This window comes from Flavobacterium sp. (genome assembly GCF_039595935.1).
In the GTDB taxonomy this organism is placed as follows: Bacteria; Bacteroidota; Bacteroidia; order Flavobacteriales; family Flavobacteriaceae; genus Flavobacterium.
Genome location: NZ_JBCNKR010000006.1, coordinates 1,205,656 through 1,221,294 on the forward strand (window position 1 = coordinate 1,205,656; position 15,639 = coordinate 1,221,294).

A 15,639-nucleotide genomic window follows, 5' to 3' on the forward strand; every position below is an offset into this window, starting at 1 on the left:
AAAAATTATGAAAAAGACAAATAAATTTATTTTAGTAGTATTCTTACTTTTTGTAAGCATTTCATTTTATGGTCAGAACTTAAAAATTATGACCTACAACATTCGTTTAGATGTTGCTTCGGATGGAGAAAATGCCTGGCCAAAACGAAAAGATTATTTCACTGCTCAAATACAATTTTATAGTCCGGAAATTTTTGGAGTGCAGGAAGCAACACCAAATCAGGTAATAGATATTGCATCGGCTCTGCCAGATTATAACAAATTTGGGATAGGAAGAGAAGAAGGAGGATTAGGAGAAGCCTGCACGATTTATTACAAAAAAGATCGTTTTAAAGTATTAGAATCAAACACATTTTGGTTGTCACAAACGCCAAATGTAGTTTCAAGAGGCTGGGATGCAGCCTGCAACAGAGTTTGTACTTACGGACTTTTTAAAGATTTAAAAACGAAAAAAACGTTTTGGGTTTTCAATCTTCATTTAGATCATATGGGGAATGAAGCAAGAGTAAAGGGCGTTCAGCTAGTTTTGAAAAAAATAAACGAACTAAACACAAAGAAATACCCGGCATTTTTAATGGGTGATTTCAACTCAGAACCTAATACGCCGCAAATTGAAGAAATTAAAAAAGTAATGGATGATACCAAAGATGTTTCAAAAGAAAAACCTTTTGGGCCATCAGGAACATTTAATGATTTCAAACATAATGAACCCGTTACATTATTACTGGATTATATTTTTATTTCAAAAAATAGCGGACTTACAATTCAAAAACATGCAGTTTTAAGTGATTCTAAAGATTTAAAATATCCGTCAGATCATTTACCTGTTTTAATAGAAATAGATTAAAAATGAAAAACATCAACAAAAAACTTCAAATCCTCCTTTTACTGCCGCTTATAGCTGTGCAGATAAAATGCGGATCTTCAAAAAGTGTTGCATCCAATTCTGGAAAAGCAGAATCATGGATTACAACTACTGATGAAACTTCAAAACTAAAAAAACAAGAGGATTTAGTTTTTAGTACAGAAACTAATTCAAACCCAACCATTGAAGTAAATCCTTCAGAAAAATTTCAAACCATAGAAGGTTTCGGATTTTCGTTAACAGGAGGAAGCGCACAGGCGATTTTAAAACTGGATAAAGCAAAAAGAGATGCATTGCTTCAGGAATTGTTTTCCAGAAAAAATGATGCAATTGGTTTAAGTTATCTGCGTATAAGTATTGGAGCTTCAGATTTGAATGAAAAAGTTTTTTCGTATGATGATATGCCGGAAGGACAAACTGACTTAAATCTGGAACATTTTAATTTAGGTCCGGATTTAAATGACGTAGTTCCGGTTTTACAGGAAATCTTAAAAATAAATCCAAACATAAAAATAATGGGTTCTCCATGGTCTCCGCCTGTTTGGATGAAAGACAACGGAAGCTCAAAAGGTGGAAGTTTACAGCCAAAATATTACGGAGTTTACGCTGAATATTTTGTAAAATATATTCAGGCAATGAAATCGCACGGAATTGTTATTGATGCGATTACACCACAAAATGAGCCATTGCATCCGGGAAATAACCCAAGTATGTTTATGCCGGCAGAGCAGCAGGCAGATTTTATTGGAAATCATCTGGGTCCCGCTTTCGCGAAAGCCAAAATCAAAACCAAAATTATAGTTTATGACCACAACTGTAATAAACCGGAATATCCTTTGACAATTTTAAGAAATGCAAAAGCAAATCCGTTTGTTGCAGGTTCAGCTTTTCACTTATACGAAGGCGATATCAGCGCTTTAACCACAGTTCATAATGAATTTCCAAACAAAGATTTATATTTTACAGAACAATATACAGGATCAGGAAGCAGTTTTGAAAATGATTTAAAATGGAGTGTAAAAAATGTGGTAATTGGTTCAATGCGTAACTGGAGTAAAAATGCTCTGTCATGGGGATTGGCAAATGATGAATATTACAAACCATTTACACCAGGCGGATGTTCAACTTGTAAAGGAGCTTTAATGATTGACCAAAATCAAAACGTTAAGCGTGAAGTAGGGTATTATATTATTGGACATGCTTCTAAATTTATACCGGAAGGTTCTGTGAGAATTGGAAGTAATATTGCAGGAAATTTATACAATGCAGCTTTCAAAACGCCATCGGGACAAATCGTTCTGATTGTAGAAAATGACGGAACTTCTGTAGAAACATTCAATATTAAATACAATCAAAAACAAACTTCAACTACTCTAAACGCAGGTGCAGTAGCAACCTACGTTTGGTAACCAAAATTAAATTCATGAAAAAAATAACCACATTTGCCTTGTTGATGGTCTCGCTTTTTGCGACAGCCCAGCAGCAGACAATAGATCAGAAAGTAAATGATCTGTTGAAAAAAATGACAATTGAAGAAAAAATTGGTCAGCTTAATCAATACACCGGAGATAATCAGGCAACAGGACCAATTACAATAAACCCTAATAAACAAGCCGAAATTAAAGCAGGTTTAGTGGGTTCGATGTTAAACATCATCGGAACAAAATATACCAGACAATATCAGGAGCTGGCGATGCAGTCGCGTCTTAAAATTCCGTTGTTGTTTGGTCAGGACGTTATTCACGGTTACAAAACAACATTCCCATTACCGTTAGCCGAAGCGGCAAGCTGGGATTTGCAAGCTATAGAGTTAGCAGCAAGAGTTGCAGCAGAAGAAGCTTCTGCAAACGGAATTCACTGGACATTTGCACCAATGGTAGACATTAGCCGTGATCCGCGTTGGGGACGTGTAATGGAAGGTGCCGGAGAAGATACTTACTTAGGTTCTAAAATTGCTTATGCAAGAGTAAAAGGTTTTCAGGGAAATAAATTAGGAGATTTAAACTCGGTTATGGCCTGCGTAAAACACTTCGCAGCTTATGGAGCCGGAGTTGGAGGTAGAGATTACAACTCAGTTGATATGAGCGAAAGAATGCTTCTTGAAACGTATTTACCGCCTTTTAAAGCCGCTTTAGACGCCGGAGCAGCAACATTTATGAATTCTTTTAATGATTTAAACGGAATTCCTGCAACTGGAAATGCACATTTACAAAGAGATATCTTAAAAGGAAAATGGAATTTTCAGGGATTTGTAGTTTCTGACTGGGGATCTATTGGAGAAATGGTAGCTCACGGGTATTCAAAAGATCTTAAAGAAGCTGCTTACTCTGCCATTACTGCCGGAAGTGACATGGATATGGAAAGTAACGCATACCGTTACAACTTAGCACAATTAATAAAAGAAGGCAGAGTTTCTATTGATTTAGTTGATGATGCAGTAAAACGTATTCTTCGCAAGAAATTCGAATTAGGTTTATTTGACGATCCATACCGATATTCTGATGATAAAAGAGCAGAGAAAGTTTTAGCAAATCCGGCAAACAGAAAAGCCGCTCGTGAAGTAGCACAAAAAAGTATCGTTTTATTGAAAAACGAAAATCAAACATTACCACTCTCTAAAGATGTAAAAACAATCGCATTTATTGGTCCAATGGTAAAAGAATACAAAGCCAATATGGGATTCTGGTCTGTTGAACTTCCAGATGTAAATTACGATAAATGGGTAGTTTCGCAATGGGATGGTTTACAAAACAAAGTAGGTAAAAACACAAAATTACTTTACGCAAAAGGTTGTGACATTACCGGAGATAATAAAGATGGTTTTGCCGAAGCTGTTGAAACTGCAAAACAAGCAGATGTTGTAATTTTAAGTATTGGTGAAAGACACGATATGAGCGGTGAAGCAAAAAGCCGAAGCGATATTCATTTACCAGGCGTTCAGGAAGATTTAGTAAAAGCAATTCAGGCAACAGGAAAACCGGTTGTTGTTTTAATTAATGCAGGAAGACCATTAGTTTTCAATTGGACAGCAGATAATGTTCCGGCGATTGTATATACTTGGTGGTTAGGTACAGAAGCAGGAAATGCGATCGCTGATGTTTTATTTGGAGATTACAATCCGTCAGGAAAATTACCAATTACTTTCCCAAGAGAAGTAGGGCAGATTCCTATTTACTACAATCATTTTAGCACAGGAAGACCAGCTAAAAACGAAGATTCAAAAAACTATGTTTCTGCTTATATCGATTTAAAAAACTCTCCTAAATTTCCTTTCGGATATGGTTTGAGTTATACTAAGTTCGATTACTCAGGATTGAAATTATCTTCAACAAAAATCACAAGCAACGAAACAATTAAAGTTTCATTTCAATTAGCAAACGTTGGAAAAGCTGCCGGAGATGAAGTGGTTCAGTTGTATATCAAAGATAAATTTGGATCAGTTGTACGTCCGGTTTTAGAATTAAGAGATTTCCAAAAAGTGAAATTAAATGCGGGAGAAACAAAAACAATTGAATTTACAATTGATAAAGAAAAACTTTCTTTCTACAATAATAAGTTAGAATGGACAGCTGAGCCGGGAGATTTTGAAGTAATGATTGGAGCTTCGTCAGCAGATATTAAACTAAAATCAGATTTTGAATTAGTACAATAATATAGAATGTCAATTACAATTGGCGTTATGGATTTTATGAAGGTTTCGAATTATTTCAAAACCGTATTTATAAAATCCATAGCGCCAATTCCTTTATATGAGGCATATAAAGCTTTGTCAAAAGCTTCACGTCTTGCTTTTTTATCTTTTGCTTCTGTTTCAACAATCATTTGGTTGAAAATTCTTTCCTGCTCCTCACTATATTTTAATGAAGCTTCTAAAAGATAAGTCTTAGAAACAAATCCGAAAGAAGTCCAGATTTTGGTTCTGATTTTTTTGTTAATATTTTTTAGTGGATTGCTCATAATCTCATTCATTACATTCTAACATTCATTTTTAAAAGAAAGCGCAAAATTATAAATATGTAATCTTTTTCTTTCTTAAAATATTGATTTTAACAATTTGATATTCAAATGTGTTATTATGACGCAATGTACTTATTTTTTCGATTCATTTTGTAATTTTAACTAAAATTGTGATTTGTACACTTTATAGCATTTCTGTTAATTTGAAAGATTTAAAAGAACAGTTTCATGAAAATGTATATCAATTTTTAAAATTTGGAGTAAATTGCATACTTAATAAAAATTATAATGCTGAAATCTATTATAGAAAATAATGAAAATTACCAACCGGGACTTTCTATAGACTGCGTAATTTTTGGTTTTCATGATAATCAATTAAAGGTACTTTTGATAAAAGTTCCGCACGGGGAGATATGGTCTCTACCCGGTGGATTTATACCTATTGATCAGGATATTGATACGGCAGCGGTTACTGTTTTAAACGAAAGAACCGGAGTTGAAGGTGTTTTTTTAAGACAGTTTTCTACTTTCGGAAAAATTAAACGAAACGATAATCACTTCGGAAGTGAAGTTTTGAAATATTTGGGCATAGATCCTGAAAAAGGAAAATGGCTGACAAGACGTTTCGTAACAATTGGATATTATGCACTGGTTGATTTTTCTAAGATTCTGCCAAATCCGCTTAATAGAAATGAAATTGTAGAATGGATTGATCATAAAGAAGTTCCTGAATTAATACTGGATCACAGAGAAATTTTAGACAAAGCGTTAGATACTTTGAGAGTCGAATTGAATTTAATGCCAATAGGATATAATTTGCTGCCGGAAAAATTTACCATTCCCGAGCTTCAAAAATTATACGAAACCATTTTGGACAAAAAACTGGATCGCAGAAATTTTTTGCGTAAAATCACAAACATTGGAATTCTTACTAAGTTAGACGAAAAGAAAAGCAACGTGGCACACAAAGCTCCAAACTTATATTCTTTTGATAAAGAAAAATATGATGAAGTCCTTAAAAATGGATTATATCAAGGTTGGTAAAATTTAATTTTAAATTTGCGATTATGGTTAGTTTTGAAAATTTTAGAAAGTTATCTTTGTCGTTTCCAAATGCAGCAGAAGAGCCACATTTTGAGAAAACCTCTTTTCGTGTGAACAAAAAAATATTTGCCACTTTTGACGAAAAAAACAATCACGCCGTTTTAAAATTAACTGAAATAGATCAATCTGTTTTTTGTGCATCAAGCGAGAAGATTTTTTATCCAATCCCTAATAAATGGGGAAAACAAGGCTGGACAATTGTAGAATTAGAAAGAGTAAGACCAGAAATGTTTGAAGATGCCTTAAAGCTTTCTTATCAAAATGTTGCACCAAAAAAATGATAAATTACAAATCCGACAGGTTTTTAAAACCTGTCGGATTTACTTTTCGATTACTCTACAATAGTTCTAAAAGTCAAATTTACTCTTGGTTTTTGAGTAGTTTTTGTTGGTGGAAGTCGATGCAGCCAGTAAGTTTGTGTTTCGTCTTTCATTACCAACAAACTGCCATGCTCTAAAATTAAATCTACTTTTTCCTTGGACTCTTTATGTTTAAAAGCAAATTTACGTTCGGCTCCAAAACTTACTGAACCTATAGCGCCATTCTTTTTTAAATCTTTTTCGGCATCGCTGTGCCAGGCCATTCCTTCTTCGCCGGAATGATATAAATTGAGCAGGCATGAATTGAAAGTTTCTCCAGTTTTCTCTTCAATAATTTTCTTTAATTCTAAAAGTTCTTTAGTCCACGGAAGCGCTTTTTTCGTTGTATTAGAATACGTATATTCAAATTCCTGATCGCCGTACCAAGCTACTTTTCGTTTGGTTAAAATCAATTTTCCAAAAATAACCGCTTCGTCATTTTTCCATTCAATTGTATTTAACAAAGTATCACGGTAAGAATCAGCTTCTGTTTTCGAAAACAATTTTCCGTAATAATTTACAGTTCCGTCTTTCGGAAGCAGATTGGTGTTTTCGTCAATTTGAGGATTAAATAAGTCCATTTTTCCATTTTAAATATTCGGTTTTCATACAATGCCCGCAAGGTCTAAAACTATTTTCTACAGCTTCATTTTCAGAAGAAAAGAAAACCCGGTTTTCACGTTTCATTCTTTTTCCCGAAGAACATTTTAAAGTCCCGTAGATTTTCAATTTTTGGTTTCCGCCGAAACAAATCTCCGCATTTTTAATTTTATTTCGAAGATCAGAATCTGAAATTTCAAGATGTTGTATCATTTTTTGTAGATATTTTTCATTGTAGAGACGCACCGCAGTGCGTCTACGCAAAGATTGGACATTTATCTGCCACAGATTAATGGATTATAATGATTAAAATCTGTTTAGATCTGCAAAATCTGCGAGAGTATAAACAACTATGCGTAGACGCACTGCGGTGCGTCTCTACAAATATGCGTTGTTTTAAACCTTTGAACCTTCCTTTGTACCTTAATTTAATGCATCATGAAAAATAATTCCCAGCGTATATCTTTCACCCGAATGAATTTCACTTACACCATGTTTCATATTCACGCGATAATAACCTTTTGTGCCTTTTACAGGTCTGAAATTCGTCGTAAAAACTAAAATATCTCCCTTATTTGGTTTTAAAACAATAGCTTTTGACTGTGTTCTTGGAGTTTGCTGTGTCAAAACAAATTCGCCGCCCGTAAAATCCTTATCCGGTTCATTCAGAAAAAGTACAATTTGAATGGGAAAATAAACATCACCATATAAATCCTGATGTAAAGTGTTGAAACCGCTTTCGCCATATTTTAAAATTAAAACAGTGGCTTTAAGCTGATTGTTGTCATGGCATTGTTTTAATAAATCTTCATGTTTTTCCGGAAAAACGGTATTAATATTAAGAACTTTCATCCAGGCATTTCCAATTGGTGCCAGTTTAGGATAAATCGAAGAACGAATGTTTTGAATTAAATCGGGCAGAGGATAGTTAAAATATTTATATTCGCCTAAACCAAATCGGTAACGTTCCATAACAACCGTTTTTCGGTATAAATTCGGATTATCATATTCGAATTTTAAATCTTCACATTGTTCGTTATTAAGTATTTTTGGAATTATTGCGAATCCATTTTCATGCATAGATTCGGTGATGCTTTCCCAGTTTTGAGAAGCAATTTTAGATTGTATATTTTGCATAAATATTTAAGTAAAGATTGAACTTTAGACAAAGTATCGTAGAGACGCACTGTAGTGCGTCTACGCAAAGATTGTCGGCAACAATGATTACGGAACGTTAGACGCACTGCAGTGCGTCTCTACGGATATACGTTGTACATAAATTATAATTGTGGGTTTACCTGCGCGCCTTCCCAGCCAATAATTGCTGTTTTTCGGGTATTTCCCCACATATAACCACCAAATATTCCAGAAGATTGAATAACACGATGGCACGGAATAAGGAATGCTACAGGATTGCTTCCAATTGCAGTTCCAACGGCTCTGGATGCATTTGGTTTTTCGATTTGTTGTGCAATCGTTCCGTATGTAGAAAGTTGTCCCATTGGGATTTTTAAAAGTGTTTCCCAAACTTTCAACTGAAAATCAGTTCCTTTTAAATGCAGTTTAATTTCAGATAATTTGCTCCAGTCATTCTGAAAAATAAACAATGCATTTTGTTGTGCTAAATCCAGTTTTCGGGAAAAAGCGGCATTTGGGAATTTATTTTTTAAATCCTGAAACCCGATAGCTTCATCTTCGGCGAAAGCCATAAAACAAACGCCTTTTTGGGTTGAAGCGACAATAATATTTCCAAACGGACTTTCGGCAAAACTATAATTTATAGAAAGGTTTTTTCCGCCGTTTTTATATTCTGCAGGTGTCATTCCTTCAATGTTTACAAATAAATCATGTAATCTGCTGGTTCCGGAAAGTCCGGTTTCGTATGCCGTTTCAGAAATAGTAGCCTGATTTTCTTTTAATAATTTCTTGGCATGTTCTAAACTGGTATACTGCAAAAATTTCTTCGGACTTGTTCCTGCCCAATCACTAAAAAGTCTCTGAAAGTGAAATGGACTCAAATGTACTCTTTCGGCAACTTCATCAAGATTTGGCTGATCTTTAAAGTTTGCCTTAATATAATCTATTGCGTCTGCAATACGATTGTAATTGATGTTTTCCTGTGTGTTCATTTTCATTCAATTTTATAAGGCAAAGATCGATTGGTTTTGGCTGGTATAAAATCCGAAACTTGCTTTGTTTTTTTAACCACAAAGAGAGCTGGGATTTATGCAAAGATTAAAACTTAAATAAAAGCTTTATTTCTCTACTTGTAAAAAGGATTATTTCAGATTATCTTTTCTTGCAGAAACGCTTATCAATTTATAGCCATTTTCAGTCCTTAAAAATTCAAGATGATCTTGTCCGTTTTCGATTTTGTTTTTTGGATTAATTACTACATCCATGGTTGGATAAATCCAATCTTTAGATTCGTTGCAATTATTAAAATACATTTCATAATCATCTGTTTCAAAAATAAACTGATTTAATCCGTCAGAAGAAACAAAATAATCTGTTTTTGGATTTTTGAGTTCCTGAAGTTTTAATTTTAGATAAGTGTAATTTTGATTGATAAATTTAGTTTTAGATGCATTTATCCAGCCGTCTGGTTCTTTCCAGTAAGTAATTTTATCAAAAGAATGTTTTTCTAAATTGTTCTTGGACAAATCTTTTAGCAAAGTGTTTTTTAGCCAATATTTGAATTCTTTATCAAAATTTATAAATGAATAATATTGCCCATCAATTCCAAGAAAACTATCTCTTATGGGATCTTTGCTTGGTTCTTTTGATTTTTCTAATGAATAGAAATTTAGATCATCATTGTAAGGGAAATTTTCAATTAAGATCTTGTTATTAATATCAACTAAGAATTCTTTTCCACCTTTCCAGAAAAAATGTTCGTCACTAATTTCTTTTTTAGCATCTTTTAATCCAATAAACATTCCGTTTTTGGCTTTGGTTAAATTGCTGTATTCTGCAGGAATTACAATTTTTCCTTCAGCATTAAACATTCCCATTTTATCTGTTTTGCGATCTGTAAATCTTATAAAACCTTCGTTTTCACAATCTGGACCATTATCAAAAACGTATAAGCTGTCTTGTCCAACTATTTTTCCGGATTTGGTTAAATAATAACTTTCCCATTTCCCATTTTTTTCTTCTGTAACAGCGATAATATTTTCGAATTTCCGTGCCGTTGTAAAACCTGAAAATTTTGGTTCTATTTTGATATTCCCATTTTTATCCTTGAAACCAATTTTTGTAGTGTCTTTGTTCCAAAAAGCAATCCAAATATCATTGCTTTGCGCAACCGCTGAGAAATTCAGAAATAGAAATATACAGATATATAGAAGACGTTTCATCAAAGAAAATTTTACTTTAAATATAAACACAACGTTTTTGAAAAGCAAATAGTCTAAATTTAATAAAAAACAAAACCCGACAGGTTTTTAAAACCTGTCGGGTTTGAATATGTAAAACTACTTATTTTGATTTAGGCTTTTTAAAAGAGCTTGATTTATTTCTTCTTGCTTTTTCTTTCTTTCTGCTTCTTCTTTTTCCTTTTTTTCTAGATCTGCTTGTTTTGTCAGAGAGATTTCCTTTTCTTTTTTTAGATCATCAAGTTTTTTAGAGCTTGTTTCCAACTCACTTTTTGCTTTACTAAGTTTTTCTTCGGTTTTGCTTATTTGTTCTTTAGTTTTCTCTATATTTTTTTTGATGCTATTTTCTTGGTTGTTGTCTGAGTTTTCAAGTGTAGCTAATTTCTCTTTTTGTATTTTTAAATCGGTTTCTATCTTTGCTGTTTTTTCATCAAGTTTCTTTTTGTTATTTTCTTCACTGATGATTTTTTTATCTGCTACAGCATTTTTATTCATTAATTGATTCATTCGCACACGTGTCGCCCAATCTCGATCAGACTTAGCAATATCGTTTGATAGTTTTTGATTATATGCTGTCCTTTGCCTGTCAAAATATCTACTTTGTTCTAGCTGATGGTTGTTAGTATATTGAGAAAAAGCTAAAATGGGCAGCAATATTAATACTGTTAAAAGACAATAGGATTTCATAAGTTTTGGTGTAAGATTAGTTTTGGATATTCAAATATAAACCGATTATTTAAAAATATCTTATTAATTTTATTTCTTTTAATGACAATAAAAAACAAAACCCGACAAATTTTAAAAATCTGTCGGGTTTGAATATGTAATCGAAGAAATCTAAAATCAGAAATCTTTAATCTAAAATTTAATTAGTATCTGTAGTACTCAGGTTTAAATGGACCTTGGACTTCAACACCAATATAAGCGGCCTGATCTTCTCTTAAAACTTCAAGTTCAACACCTAATTTAGCTAAGTGTAAAGCAGCAACTTTTTCATCTAAATGTTTAGGTAGCATGTAAACTTCATTTTTGTAAGCTGCACTGTTGTTCCATAATTCGATTTGAGCTAAAGTCTGGTTTGTAAATGAGTTACTCATTACAAAACTTGGGTGACCTGTAGCACAACCAAGGTTTACTAAACGACCTTCAGCCAAGATGATGATATCTTTTCCAGCGATAGTATATTTGTCAACCTGAGGTTTGATTTCGATTTTAGAAGCACCGTGGTTTTTGTTTAACCAAGCCATGTCGATTTCGTTATCGAAGTGACCGATGTTACAAACAACAGTTTTGTCTTTCATTTTTTCGAAGTGACTTCCCACAACGATATCTTTATTTCCTGTAGTAGTAATGATGATGTCAGCATTAGCAATTACAGTATCTAATTTTTTAACTTCGTAACCGTCCATTGCAGCTTGTAAAGCACAAATTGGATCAATTTCAGTAACTGTTACAATAGAACCAGCTCCTCTGAAAGAAGCAGCAGTACCTTTTCCTACGTCACCATATCCGCAAACAATTACTCTTTTTCCGGCTAACATTAAGTCAGTTGCACGACGAATAGCATCTACAGCAGATTCTTTACAACCATATTTGTTATCAAATTTAGATTTAGTAACAGAATCGTTAATGTTGATAGCAGGCATTGGTAAAGTTCCAGCTTTTACTCTTTCGTAAAGTCTGTGAACACCAGTTGTAGTTTCTTCAGAAAGACCTTTAATTCCAGGAACTAATTCTGGGTAACGATCAATAACCATGTTAGTTAAATCTCCACCATCATCAAGAATCATGTTTAATGGTTTTCTGTCTTCACCAAAGAATAAAGTCTGCTCAATACACCAGTCAAATTCTTCTTCATTTAAACCTTTCCAGGCATAAACAGAAATTCCGGCAGCGGCAATAGCAGCAGCAGCCTGATCCTGAGTAGAGAAAATGTTACAAGAAGACCAAGTAACTTCAGCACCAAGAGCAATTAAAGTCTCGATTAAAACAGCAGTTTGAATCGTCATGTGTAAACATCCAGCAATACGAGCACCTTTAAGAGGTTGTTCGTCTTTATATTCAGCACGAAGCGCCATTAAACCTGGCATTTCAGCTTCAGCTAGTTCAATTTCTTTTCTTCCCCAAGCCGCTAGAGAAATGTCTTTTACTTTGAAAGCCACATAAGGCGTAGTCGTTGTACTCATTTATAGTATATTTGTATTGTAAAATTTTTGCAAATTTAAGGAATAGCTTTTGAATTTTACTAATTTCTGTAAGATTTGTGAAATCTTTAATTTCTTAATCTTTAGAATGTTAGTTTGTAAAACTTTTTTAAACCATGTAAGTCATATAAGTTTATTTAAAAAAGATTCTTAACTATTACCTTTGCGGCTAATTGCTTATATTTACTAGTACATTATTTGAACCAACAGTTATATTTTCCTATATCACTTATGTGTTTTAAAAATTCACAATTAACCATTCATCATTTACAATTAAAAAGTAATGCCTCTATTTCAGACCATACAATTCAATGAAACTACTAAAATTTTAATTTGGGAGATAACAGAATCTCTCGAAGAATTATTGAGTAAAGTTGTGTTGAAAGAAAAAACACAAAAAAGACTGGACGGAATGAAATCTCAAATGCATCAGCGTGCTTTTTTAAGTGTTCGAATGCTGATTCAGGAAATGGGTTTTACAGATAAAGATCTGCATTATGATGAATTTGGAAAACCTTATTTTGATTGTCACAATTATATTTCAATTACGCATTCGTATCATTTTGCGGCAATAATAATAAGTCACGAAACGGTAGGAATTGATATGGAATTACAGCGCGAAAAAATTCAAAAAATAGCCGATAAATTCACAGATCACGAATGCGGTTACTTAGAACCAAAATTCACAGAAGAATACATTAAAAAACTTACCGTTATTTGGGGAGCAAAAGAAGCGATCTTTAAAATAAGAAACGAAAAAGGAATCAGTTTTAAAGATCATATTTGGGTTGAAGATTTTTCTTTAGATGAACCTTATACACAAGCAAGCCTTCATTTTAATGATCTTACAAAAGAATTTGATGTTCATTATGAAGAAATCAAATCAGATAATTTTGAGGGAACTTTTACTTTAGTTTATGCTTTTGAGAAATAGTTTTTAGTTAAAAGTCTCAGTGACAGTTTTCAGTTTTATACCTCACTTTCCTTTTGTCTGTGCTGAAACATACTCATATATAAAAACGTACTCATTTTTCGGGCTCGTCTTTTTAAAGTTTCTACATTTTCGCCTTCAAAATATTCATCTAACGTCTGAGCCCAATGATTCAGCCAGATTCCAAACTCATTCGCTGTTATGTTTTCACCAAAATGAGCATCAACTTCATTGTGTACAGCATGTGGATTTCCTTTGTATTTGCGAACTGCAAATAAATTGGTTTCCCAGAAATCAGTCAGTTTTTCCAAATGAGCATCCCAATCGGTAATCATTTCATTAAAATAAAAGCCGATTTCTTTATCGGCTCTTATTTTAGCATAGAACTGATTTACTAAAAAAGTAATATCATCTCTATTTTCTATTTGTTTTTTCACAGAAAAAGGGTGTTTAAAAGAATAAATACTACACTTAAAACTGAGCTTAAAATTAAAAGATTAAAAACTACTTTATGTTTCATTTGTGCCAAAATTGAAGTGTTTACAAAGATACAAGCCAAAACAATAATTGCCAGCTGAATCATTTGCGTAATAGAAGTTCCGTTTGATAAAACGTACATTGCTGCAGCGCCGCCTAAACAGCTTTGTCCAATTACAGCCATTGCAGCTGAGCCCATATAATTTCTATTGAAAATGTCGAATGTTGTTTGATATAGTGTCATGATATTCAGATTTTTATATGACAAAGGTACATCCACATTTCAACTGCATTTTATGATTAAAATCATAAAACAAGAACTTTTTTATCTATATACTTTTCGATTAATTATCTTCAATTCGCCTTTTTTTTCCAAAGCTTTTATGGCTCTAATAACCGTTTCGACCCGTAAACCCGTTAAATCGCCAATTTGTTGTCTCGTAAAATTAATTAAGAATCCGTTTTGGTCTTTTTTAAAATTAAAATAAGCAATTCCGTGGTCGATTAATTTTAAAACACGATGTTCAGGTTCATGCGTAGAAATCTCTGCCGCCATTACCGATTTATAATACAAACGCTGTGCAAGATTTTCTATTATTTTGATGCTTATTGAGGCATTTTCTTCGAGCAATTTCATGAAATTCAGTTTTGGAAGAAGAAGAACTTCGCTGTCTTCAACCGCAATTGAATTGGCCGGATATTTTTGGTTTAAGAATAATGGCGGTTCACCAAAAGACTGTCCTTTATAAAATATTCCCTGAATAAATTCGCGTCCGTCATCATTGTAATTACTCATTTTAATTTCGCCCGAAATTATCTGATAATAATGCGTAGGCAGATTTCCTTCTTCAAAAATAATTTCACCTTTTTCAAAAGACTTTTTTAAGGCACCATATTTTTCTAATAATTCAGAGGCAATCATAATTTGTTCGTTTGATTATTAACAAAGACTTTACAAATATAATTTATTCAAAATAGTTCTTCTACGTTAAAAACTTTTTACTTTTACAGCCGTTATGGAGCAAAAAATACTCACGATTCACCAACAAATTTTAGATGCTAAAAAAAAGGGTCAAAAACTATTGGCTATTCTTTTAGATCCCGATAAAATTCTTTTAGAAAATTTAGGACGATTAATTGAAAAAATCAATCAGTCGCCTGCTACGCATATTTTTGTTGGAGGAAGTATTGTTCAGAATAATATTTTAGAAGAATTGATTACGGAATTAAAACAAAAAACCAATTTACCGGTCATTTTGTTTCCAGGAGATCCTTCTCAAATTTCATCAAAAGCCGACGGTATTTTATTTTTGTCGCTATTATCAGGTCGAAATCCGGATTATTTAATTGAATATCAGGTACAGGCAGCGCCAATTTTAAAGAAAACAAATCTCGAAGTAATTTCAACAGGATATATTTTAATTGAAAGCGGCAATGAAACTGCAGTTGCCCGAGTTAGTAAAACGGAACCGCTTAATCGTGAAAATTTCGATTTGGCCCTTGCAACCGCTCAAGCTGGCGAAATGCTCGGAAACAAATTAATTTATCTGGAAGCCGGAAGCGGGGCAAAAAAGCCAGTTCCGCTGGAAATGATATCGTTAATTGCTCAAAACATAGAAATTCCTGTAATTGTTGGGGGAGGAATTGTAGATTTGCACGGAATTAAAAGTGCTTACAATGCCGGTGCAGATTTAGTAGTTATTGGAACTGCTTTTGAAAATGACAGCCATTTTTTTGATTCATAAAATTTTTAAAAGCCCGTAAA

At 33.1% G+C, this 15,639-nt stretch carries 18 protein-coding genes; 7 read left to right on the forward strand and 11 right to left on the reverse strand.

Going from position 1 to position 15,639, the window contains the following annotated elements; all coding sequences use genetic code 11:
* Nucleotides 1–7 precede the first annotated feature (7 nt).
* The 3 genes from ABDW27_RS15015 to ABDW27_RS15025 are packed head-to-tail and all read left to right on the forward strand — an operon-like array spanning nt 8 to nt 4,517.
* Nucleotides 8–847, forward strand: a complete 840-nt coding sequence (locus ABDW27_RS15015) for an endonuclease/exonuclease/phosphatase family protein (protein WP_343696642.1) — start codon at nt 8–10, stop codon at nt 845–847.
* 2 nt (nt 848–849) lie between these two features.
* Nucleotides 850–2,274 carry a glycoside hydrolase family 30 beta sandwich domain-containing protein gene (locus tag ABDW27_RS15020; RefSeq protein WP_343696643.1) on the forward strand — a complete coding sequence of 475 codons (1,425 nt, stop codon included), beginning with the start codon at nt 850–852 and terminating at the stop codon, nt 2,272–2,274.
* Nucleotides 2,275–2,288: 14 nt separating this feature from the next.
* Nucleotides 2,289–4,517 (forward strand): glycoside hydrolase family 3 N-terminal domain-containing protein, encoded by a 2,229-nt coding sequence (locus ABDW27_RS15025; RefSeq protein ID WP_343696644.1) that lies wholly within the window; start codon nt 2,289–2,291, stop codon nt 4,515–4,517.
* A gap of 50 nt (nt 4,518–4,567) precedes the next feature.
* Here ABDW27_RS15025 and ABDW27_RS15030 read toward each other — a convergent pair whose 3' ends face one another.
* Nucleotides 4,568–4,822 carry a hypothetical protein gene (locus ABDW27_RS15030; protein ID WP_343696645.1) on the reverse strand — a complete coding sequence of 85 codons (255 nt, stop codon included), beginning with the start codon at nt 4,820–4,822 and terminating at the stop codon, nt 4,568–4,570.
* A 288-nt stretch (nt 4,823–5,110) separates the two neighbouring features.
* On the opposite strand from ABDW27_RS15030, the gene ABDW27_RS15035 reads away from it, so the two are divergent.
* Both ABDW27_RS15035 and ABDW27_RS15040 read left to right on the forward strand, forming a co-directional pair.
* Nucleotides 5,111–5,866, forward strand: a complete 756-nt coding sequence (locus ABDW27_RS15035) for an NUDIX domain-containing protein (RefSeq protein WP_343696646.1) — start codon at nt 5,111–5,113, stop codon at nt 5,864–5,866.
* Between the two features lie 23 nt (nt 5,867–5,889).
* Nucleotides 5,890–6,207 carry an MmcQ/YjbR family DNA-binding protein gene (locus tag ABDW27_RS15040; protein WP_343696647.1) on the forward strand — a complete coding sequence of 106 codons (318 nt, stop codon included), beginning with the start codon at nt 5,890–5,892 and terminating at the stop codon, nt 6,205–6,207.
* A 50-nt stretch (nt 6,208–6,257) separates the two neighbouring features.
* Here the strand turns inward: ABDW27_RS15040 and ABDW27_RS15045 are convergent, their stop codons facing one another.
* The 7 genes from ABDW27_RS15045 to ahcY all read right to left on the reverse strand — a co-directional run bounded on the left by ABDW27_RS15045 (nt 6,258) and on the right by ahcY (nt 12,448).
* The gene (locus ABDW27_RS15045; protein ID WP_343696648.1) at nt 6,258–6,866 is read right to left on the reverse strand and encodes an alpha-ketoglutarate-dependent dioxygenase AlkB; all 609 of its coding nucleotides are present in this window, start codon (nt 6,864–6,866) and stop codon (nt 6,258–6,260) included.
* Nucleotides 6,853–7,098 (reverse strand): Ada metal-binding domain-containing protein, encoded by a 246-nt coding sequence (locus tag ABDW27_RS15050; protein ID WP_343696649.1) that lies wholly within the window; start codon nt 7,096–7,098, stop codon nt 6,853–6,855. The genes ABDW27_RS15045 and ABDW27_RS15050 overlap by 14 nt, the downstream gene beginning before the upstream one ends.
* A 210-nt stretch (nt 7,099–7,308) precedes the next feature.
* Nucleotides 7,309–8,022: a 2OG-Fe(II) oxygenase gene (locus tag ABDW27_RS15055; RefSeq protein WP_343696650.1), complete on the reverse strand. Its 714-nt coding sequence runs from the start codon at nt 8,020–8,022 to the stop codon at nt 7,309–7,311.
* 143 nt (nt 8,023–8,165) lie between these two features.
* On the reverse strand, nt 8,166–9,014 hold the full coding sequence (locus ABDW27_RS15060; protein WP_343698138.1) for a methylated-DNA--[protein]-cysteine S-methyltransferase: 849 nt from the start codon (nt 9,012–9,014) through the stop codon (nt 8,166–8,168).
* A gap of 150 nt (nt 9,015–9,164) precedes the next feature.
* A complete protein-coding gene (locus ABDW27_RS15065; RefSeq protein ID WP_343696651.1) occupies nt 9,165–10,244 on the reverse strand; it encodes a hypothetical protein in 1,080 nt (359 codons plus the stop codon).
* A gap of 117 nt (nt 10,245–10,361) precedes the next feature.
* On the reverse strand, nt 10,362–10,949 hold the full coding sequence (locus ABDW27_RS15070; RefSeq protein WP_343696652.1) for a hypothetical protein: 588 nt from the start codon (nt 10,947–10,949) through the stop codon (nt 10,362–10,364).
* Nucleotides 10,950–11,131: 182 nt separating this feature from the next.
* The gene (ahcY, locus tag ABDW27_RS15075; RefSeq protein ID WP_073412778.1) at nt 11,132–12,448 is read right to left on the reverse strand and encodes an adenosylhomocysteinase; all 1,317 of its coding nucleotides are present in this window, start codon (nt 12,446–12,448) and stop codon (nt 11,132–11,134) included.
* Between the two features lie 301 nt (nt 12,449–12,749).
* On the opposite strand from ahcY, the gene ABDW27_RS15080 reads away from it, so the two are divergent.
* Nucleotides 12,750–13,400 carry a 4'-phosphopantetheinyl transferase superfamily protein gene (locus ABDW27_RS15080; protein ID WP_343696653.1) on the forward strand — a complete coding sequence of 217 codons (651 nt, stop codon included), beginning with the start codon at nt 12,750–12,752 and terminating at the stop codon, nt 13,398–13,400.
* A gap of 35 nt (nt 13,401–13,435) precedes the next feature.
* Here the strand turns inward: ABDW27_RS15080 and ABDW27_RS15085 are convergent, their stop codons facing one another.
* The 3 genes from ABDW27_RS15085 to ABDW27_RS15095 all read right to left on the reverse strand — a co-directional run bounded on the left by ABDW27_RS15085 (nt 13,436) and on the right by ABDW27_RS15095 (nt 14,796).
* Nucleotides 13,436–13,834: a group III truncated hemoglobin gene (locus tag ABDW27_RS15085; RefSeq protein ID WP_343696654.1), complete on the reverse strand. Its 399-nt coding sequence runs from the start codon at nt 13,832–13,834 to the stop codon at nt 13,436–13,438.
* Nucleotides 13,831–14,118: a hypothetical protein gene (locus tag ABDW27_RS15090; RefSeq protein WP_343696655.1), complete on the reverse strand. Its 288-nt coding sequence runs from the start codon at nt 14,116–14,118 to the stop codon at nt 13,831–13,833. The genes ABDW27_RS15085 and ABDW27_RS15090 overlap by 4 nt, the downstream gene beginning before the upstream one ends.
* 81 nt (nt 14,119–14,199) lie before the next feature.
* Nucleotides 14,200–14,796, reverse strand: coding sequence for a Crp/Fnr family transcriptional regulator (locus ABDW27_RS15095; RefSeq protein ID WP_343696656.1), 597 nt, complete (start codon nt 14,794–14,796; stop codon nt 14,200–14,202).
* Nucleotides 14,797–14,890: 94 nt separating this feature from the next.
* Between ABDW27_RS15095 and ABDW27_RS15100 the strand changes: the two genes are divergently transcribed.
* On the forward strand, nt 14,891–15,619 hold the full coding sequence (locus tag ABDW27_RS15100) for a geranylgeranylglyceryl/heptaprenylglyceryl phosphate synthase (protein WP_343696657.1): 729 nt from the start codon (nt 14,891–14,893) through the stop codon (nt 15,617–15,619).
* Nucleotides 15,620–15,639: the final 20 nt, after the last annotated feature.

Bases quoted from the DNA above. Each gene is read 5' to 3' on its own strand.
- ABDW27_RS15015 (WP_343696642.1), top strand. From the start codon at position 8: ATGAAAAAGACAAATAAATTTATTTTAGTAGTATTCTTACTTTTTGTA.
- ABDW27_RS15020 (WP_343696643.1), top strand. From the start codon at position 850: ATGAAAAACATCAACAAAAAACTTCAAATCCTCCTTTTACTGCCGCTT.
- ABDW27_RS15025 (WP_343696644.1), top strand. From the start codon at position 2,289: ATGAAAAAAATAACCACATTTGCCTTGTTGATGGTCTCGCTTTTTGCG.
- ABDW27_RS15030 (WP_343696645.1), bottom strand. From the start codon at position 4,822: ATGAGCAATCCACTAAAAAATATTAACAAAAAAATCAGAACCAAAATC.
- ABDW27_RS15035 (WP_343696646.1), top strand. From the start codon at position 5,111: ATGCTGAAATCTATTATAGAAAATAATGAAAATTACCAACCGGGACTT.
- ABDW27_RS15040 (WP_343696647.1), top strand. From the start codon at position 5,890: ATGGTTAGTTTTGAAAATTTTAGAAAGTTATCTTTGTCGTTTCCAAAT.
- ABDW27_RS15045 (WP_343696648.1), bottom strand. From the start codon at position 6,866: ATGGACTTATTTAATCCTCAAATTGACGAAAACACCAATCTGCTTCCG.
- ABDW27_RS15050 (WP_343696649.1), bottom strand. From the start codon at position 7,098: ATGATACAACATCTTGAAATTTCAGATTCTGATCTTCGAAATAAAATT.
- ABDW27_RS15055 (WP_343696650.1), bottom strand. From the start codon at position 8,022: ATGCAAAATATACAATCTAAAATTGCTTCTCAAAACTGGGAAAGCATC.
- ABDW27_RS15060 (WP_343698138.1), bottom strand. From the start codon at position 9,014: ATGAACACACAGGAAAACATCAATTACAATCGTATTGCAGACGCAATA.
- ABDW27_RS15065 (WP_343696651.1), bottom strand. From the start codon at position 10,244: ATGAAACGTCTTCTATATATCTGTATATTTCTATTTCTGAATTTCTCA.
- ABDW27_RS15070 (WP_343696652.1), bottom strand. From the start codon at position 10,949: ATGAAATCCTATTGTCTTTTAACAGTATTAATATTGCTGCCCATTTTA.
- ahcY (WP_073412778.1), bottom strand. From the start codon at position 12,448: ATGAGTACAACGACTACGCCTTATGTGGCTTTCAAAGTAAAAGACATT.
- ABDW27_RS15080 (WP_343696653.1), top strand. From the start codon at position 12,750: ATGCCTCTATTTCAGACCATACAATTCAATGAAACTACTAAAATTTTA.
- ABDW27_RS15090 (WP_343696655.1), bottom strand. From the start codon at position 14,118: ATGACACTATATCAAACAACATTCGACATTTTCAATAGAAATTATATG.
- ABDW27_RS15095 (WP_343696656.1), bottom strand. From the start codon at position 14,796: ATGATTGCCTCTGAATTATTAGAAAAATATGGTGCCTTAAAAAAGTCT.
- ABDW27_RS15100 (WP_343696657.1), top strand. From the start codon at position 14,891: ATGGAGCAAAAAATACTCACGATTCACCAACAAATTTTAGATGCTAAA.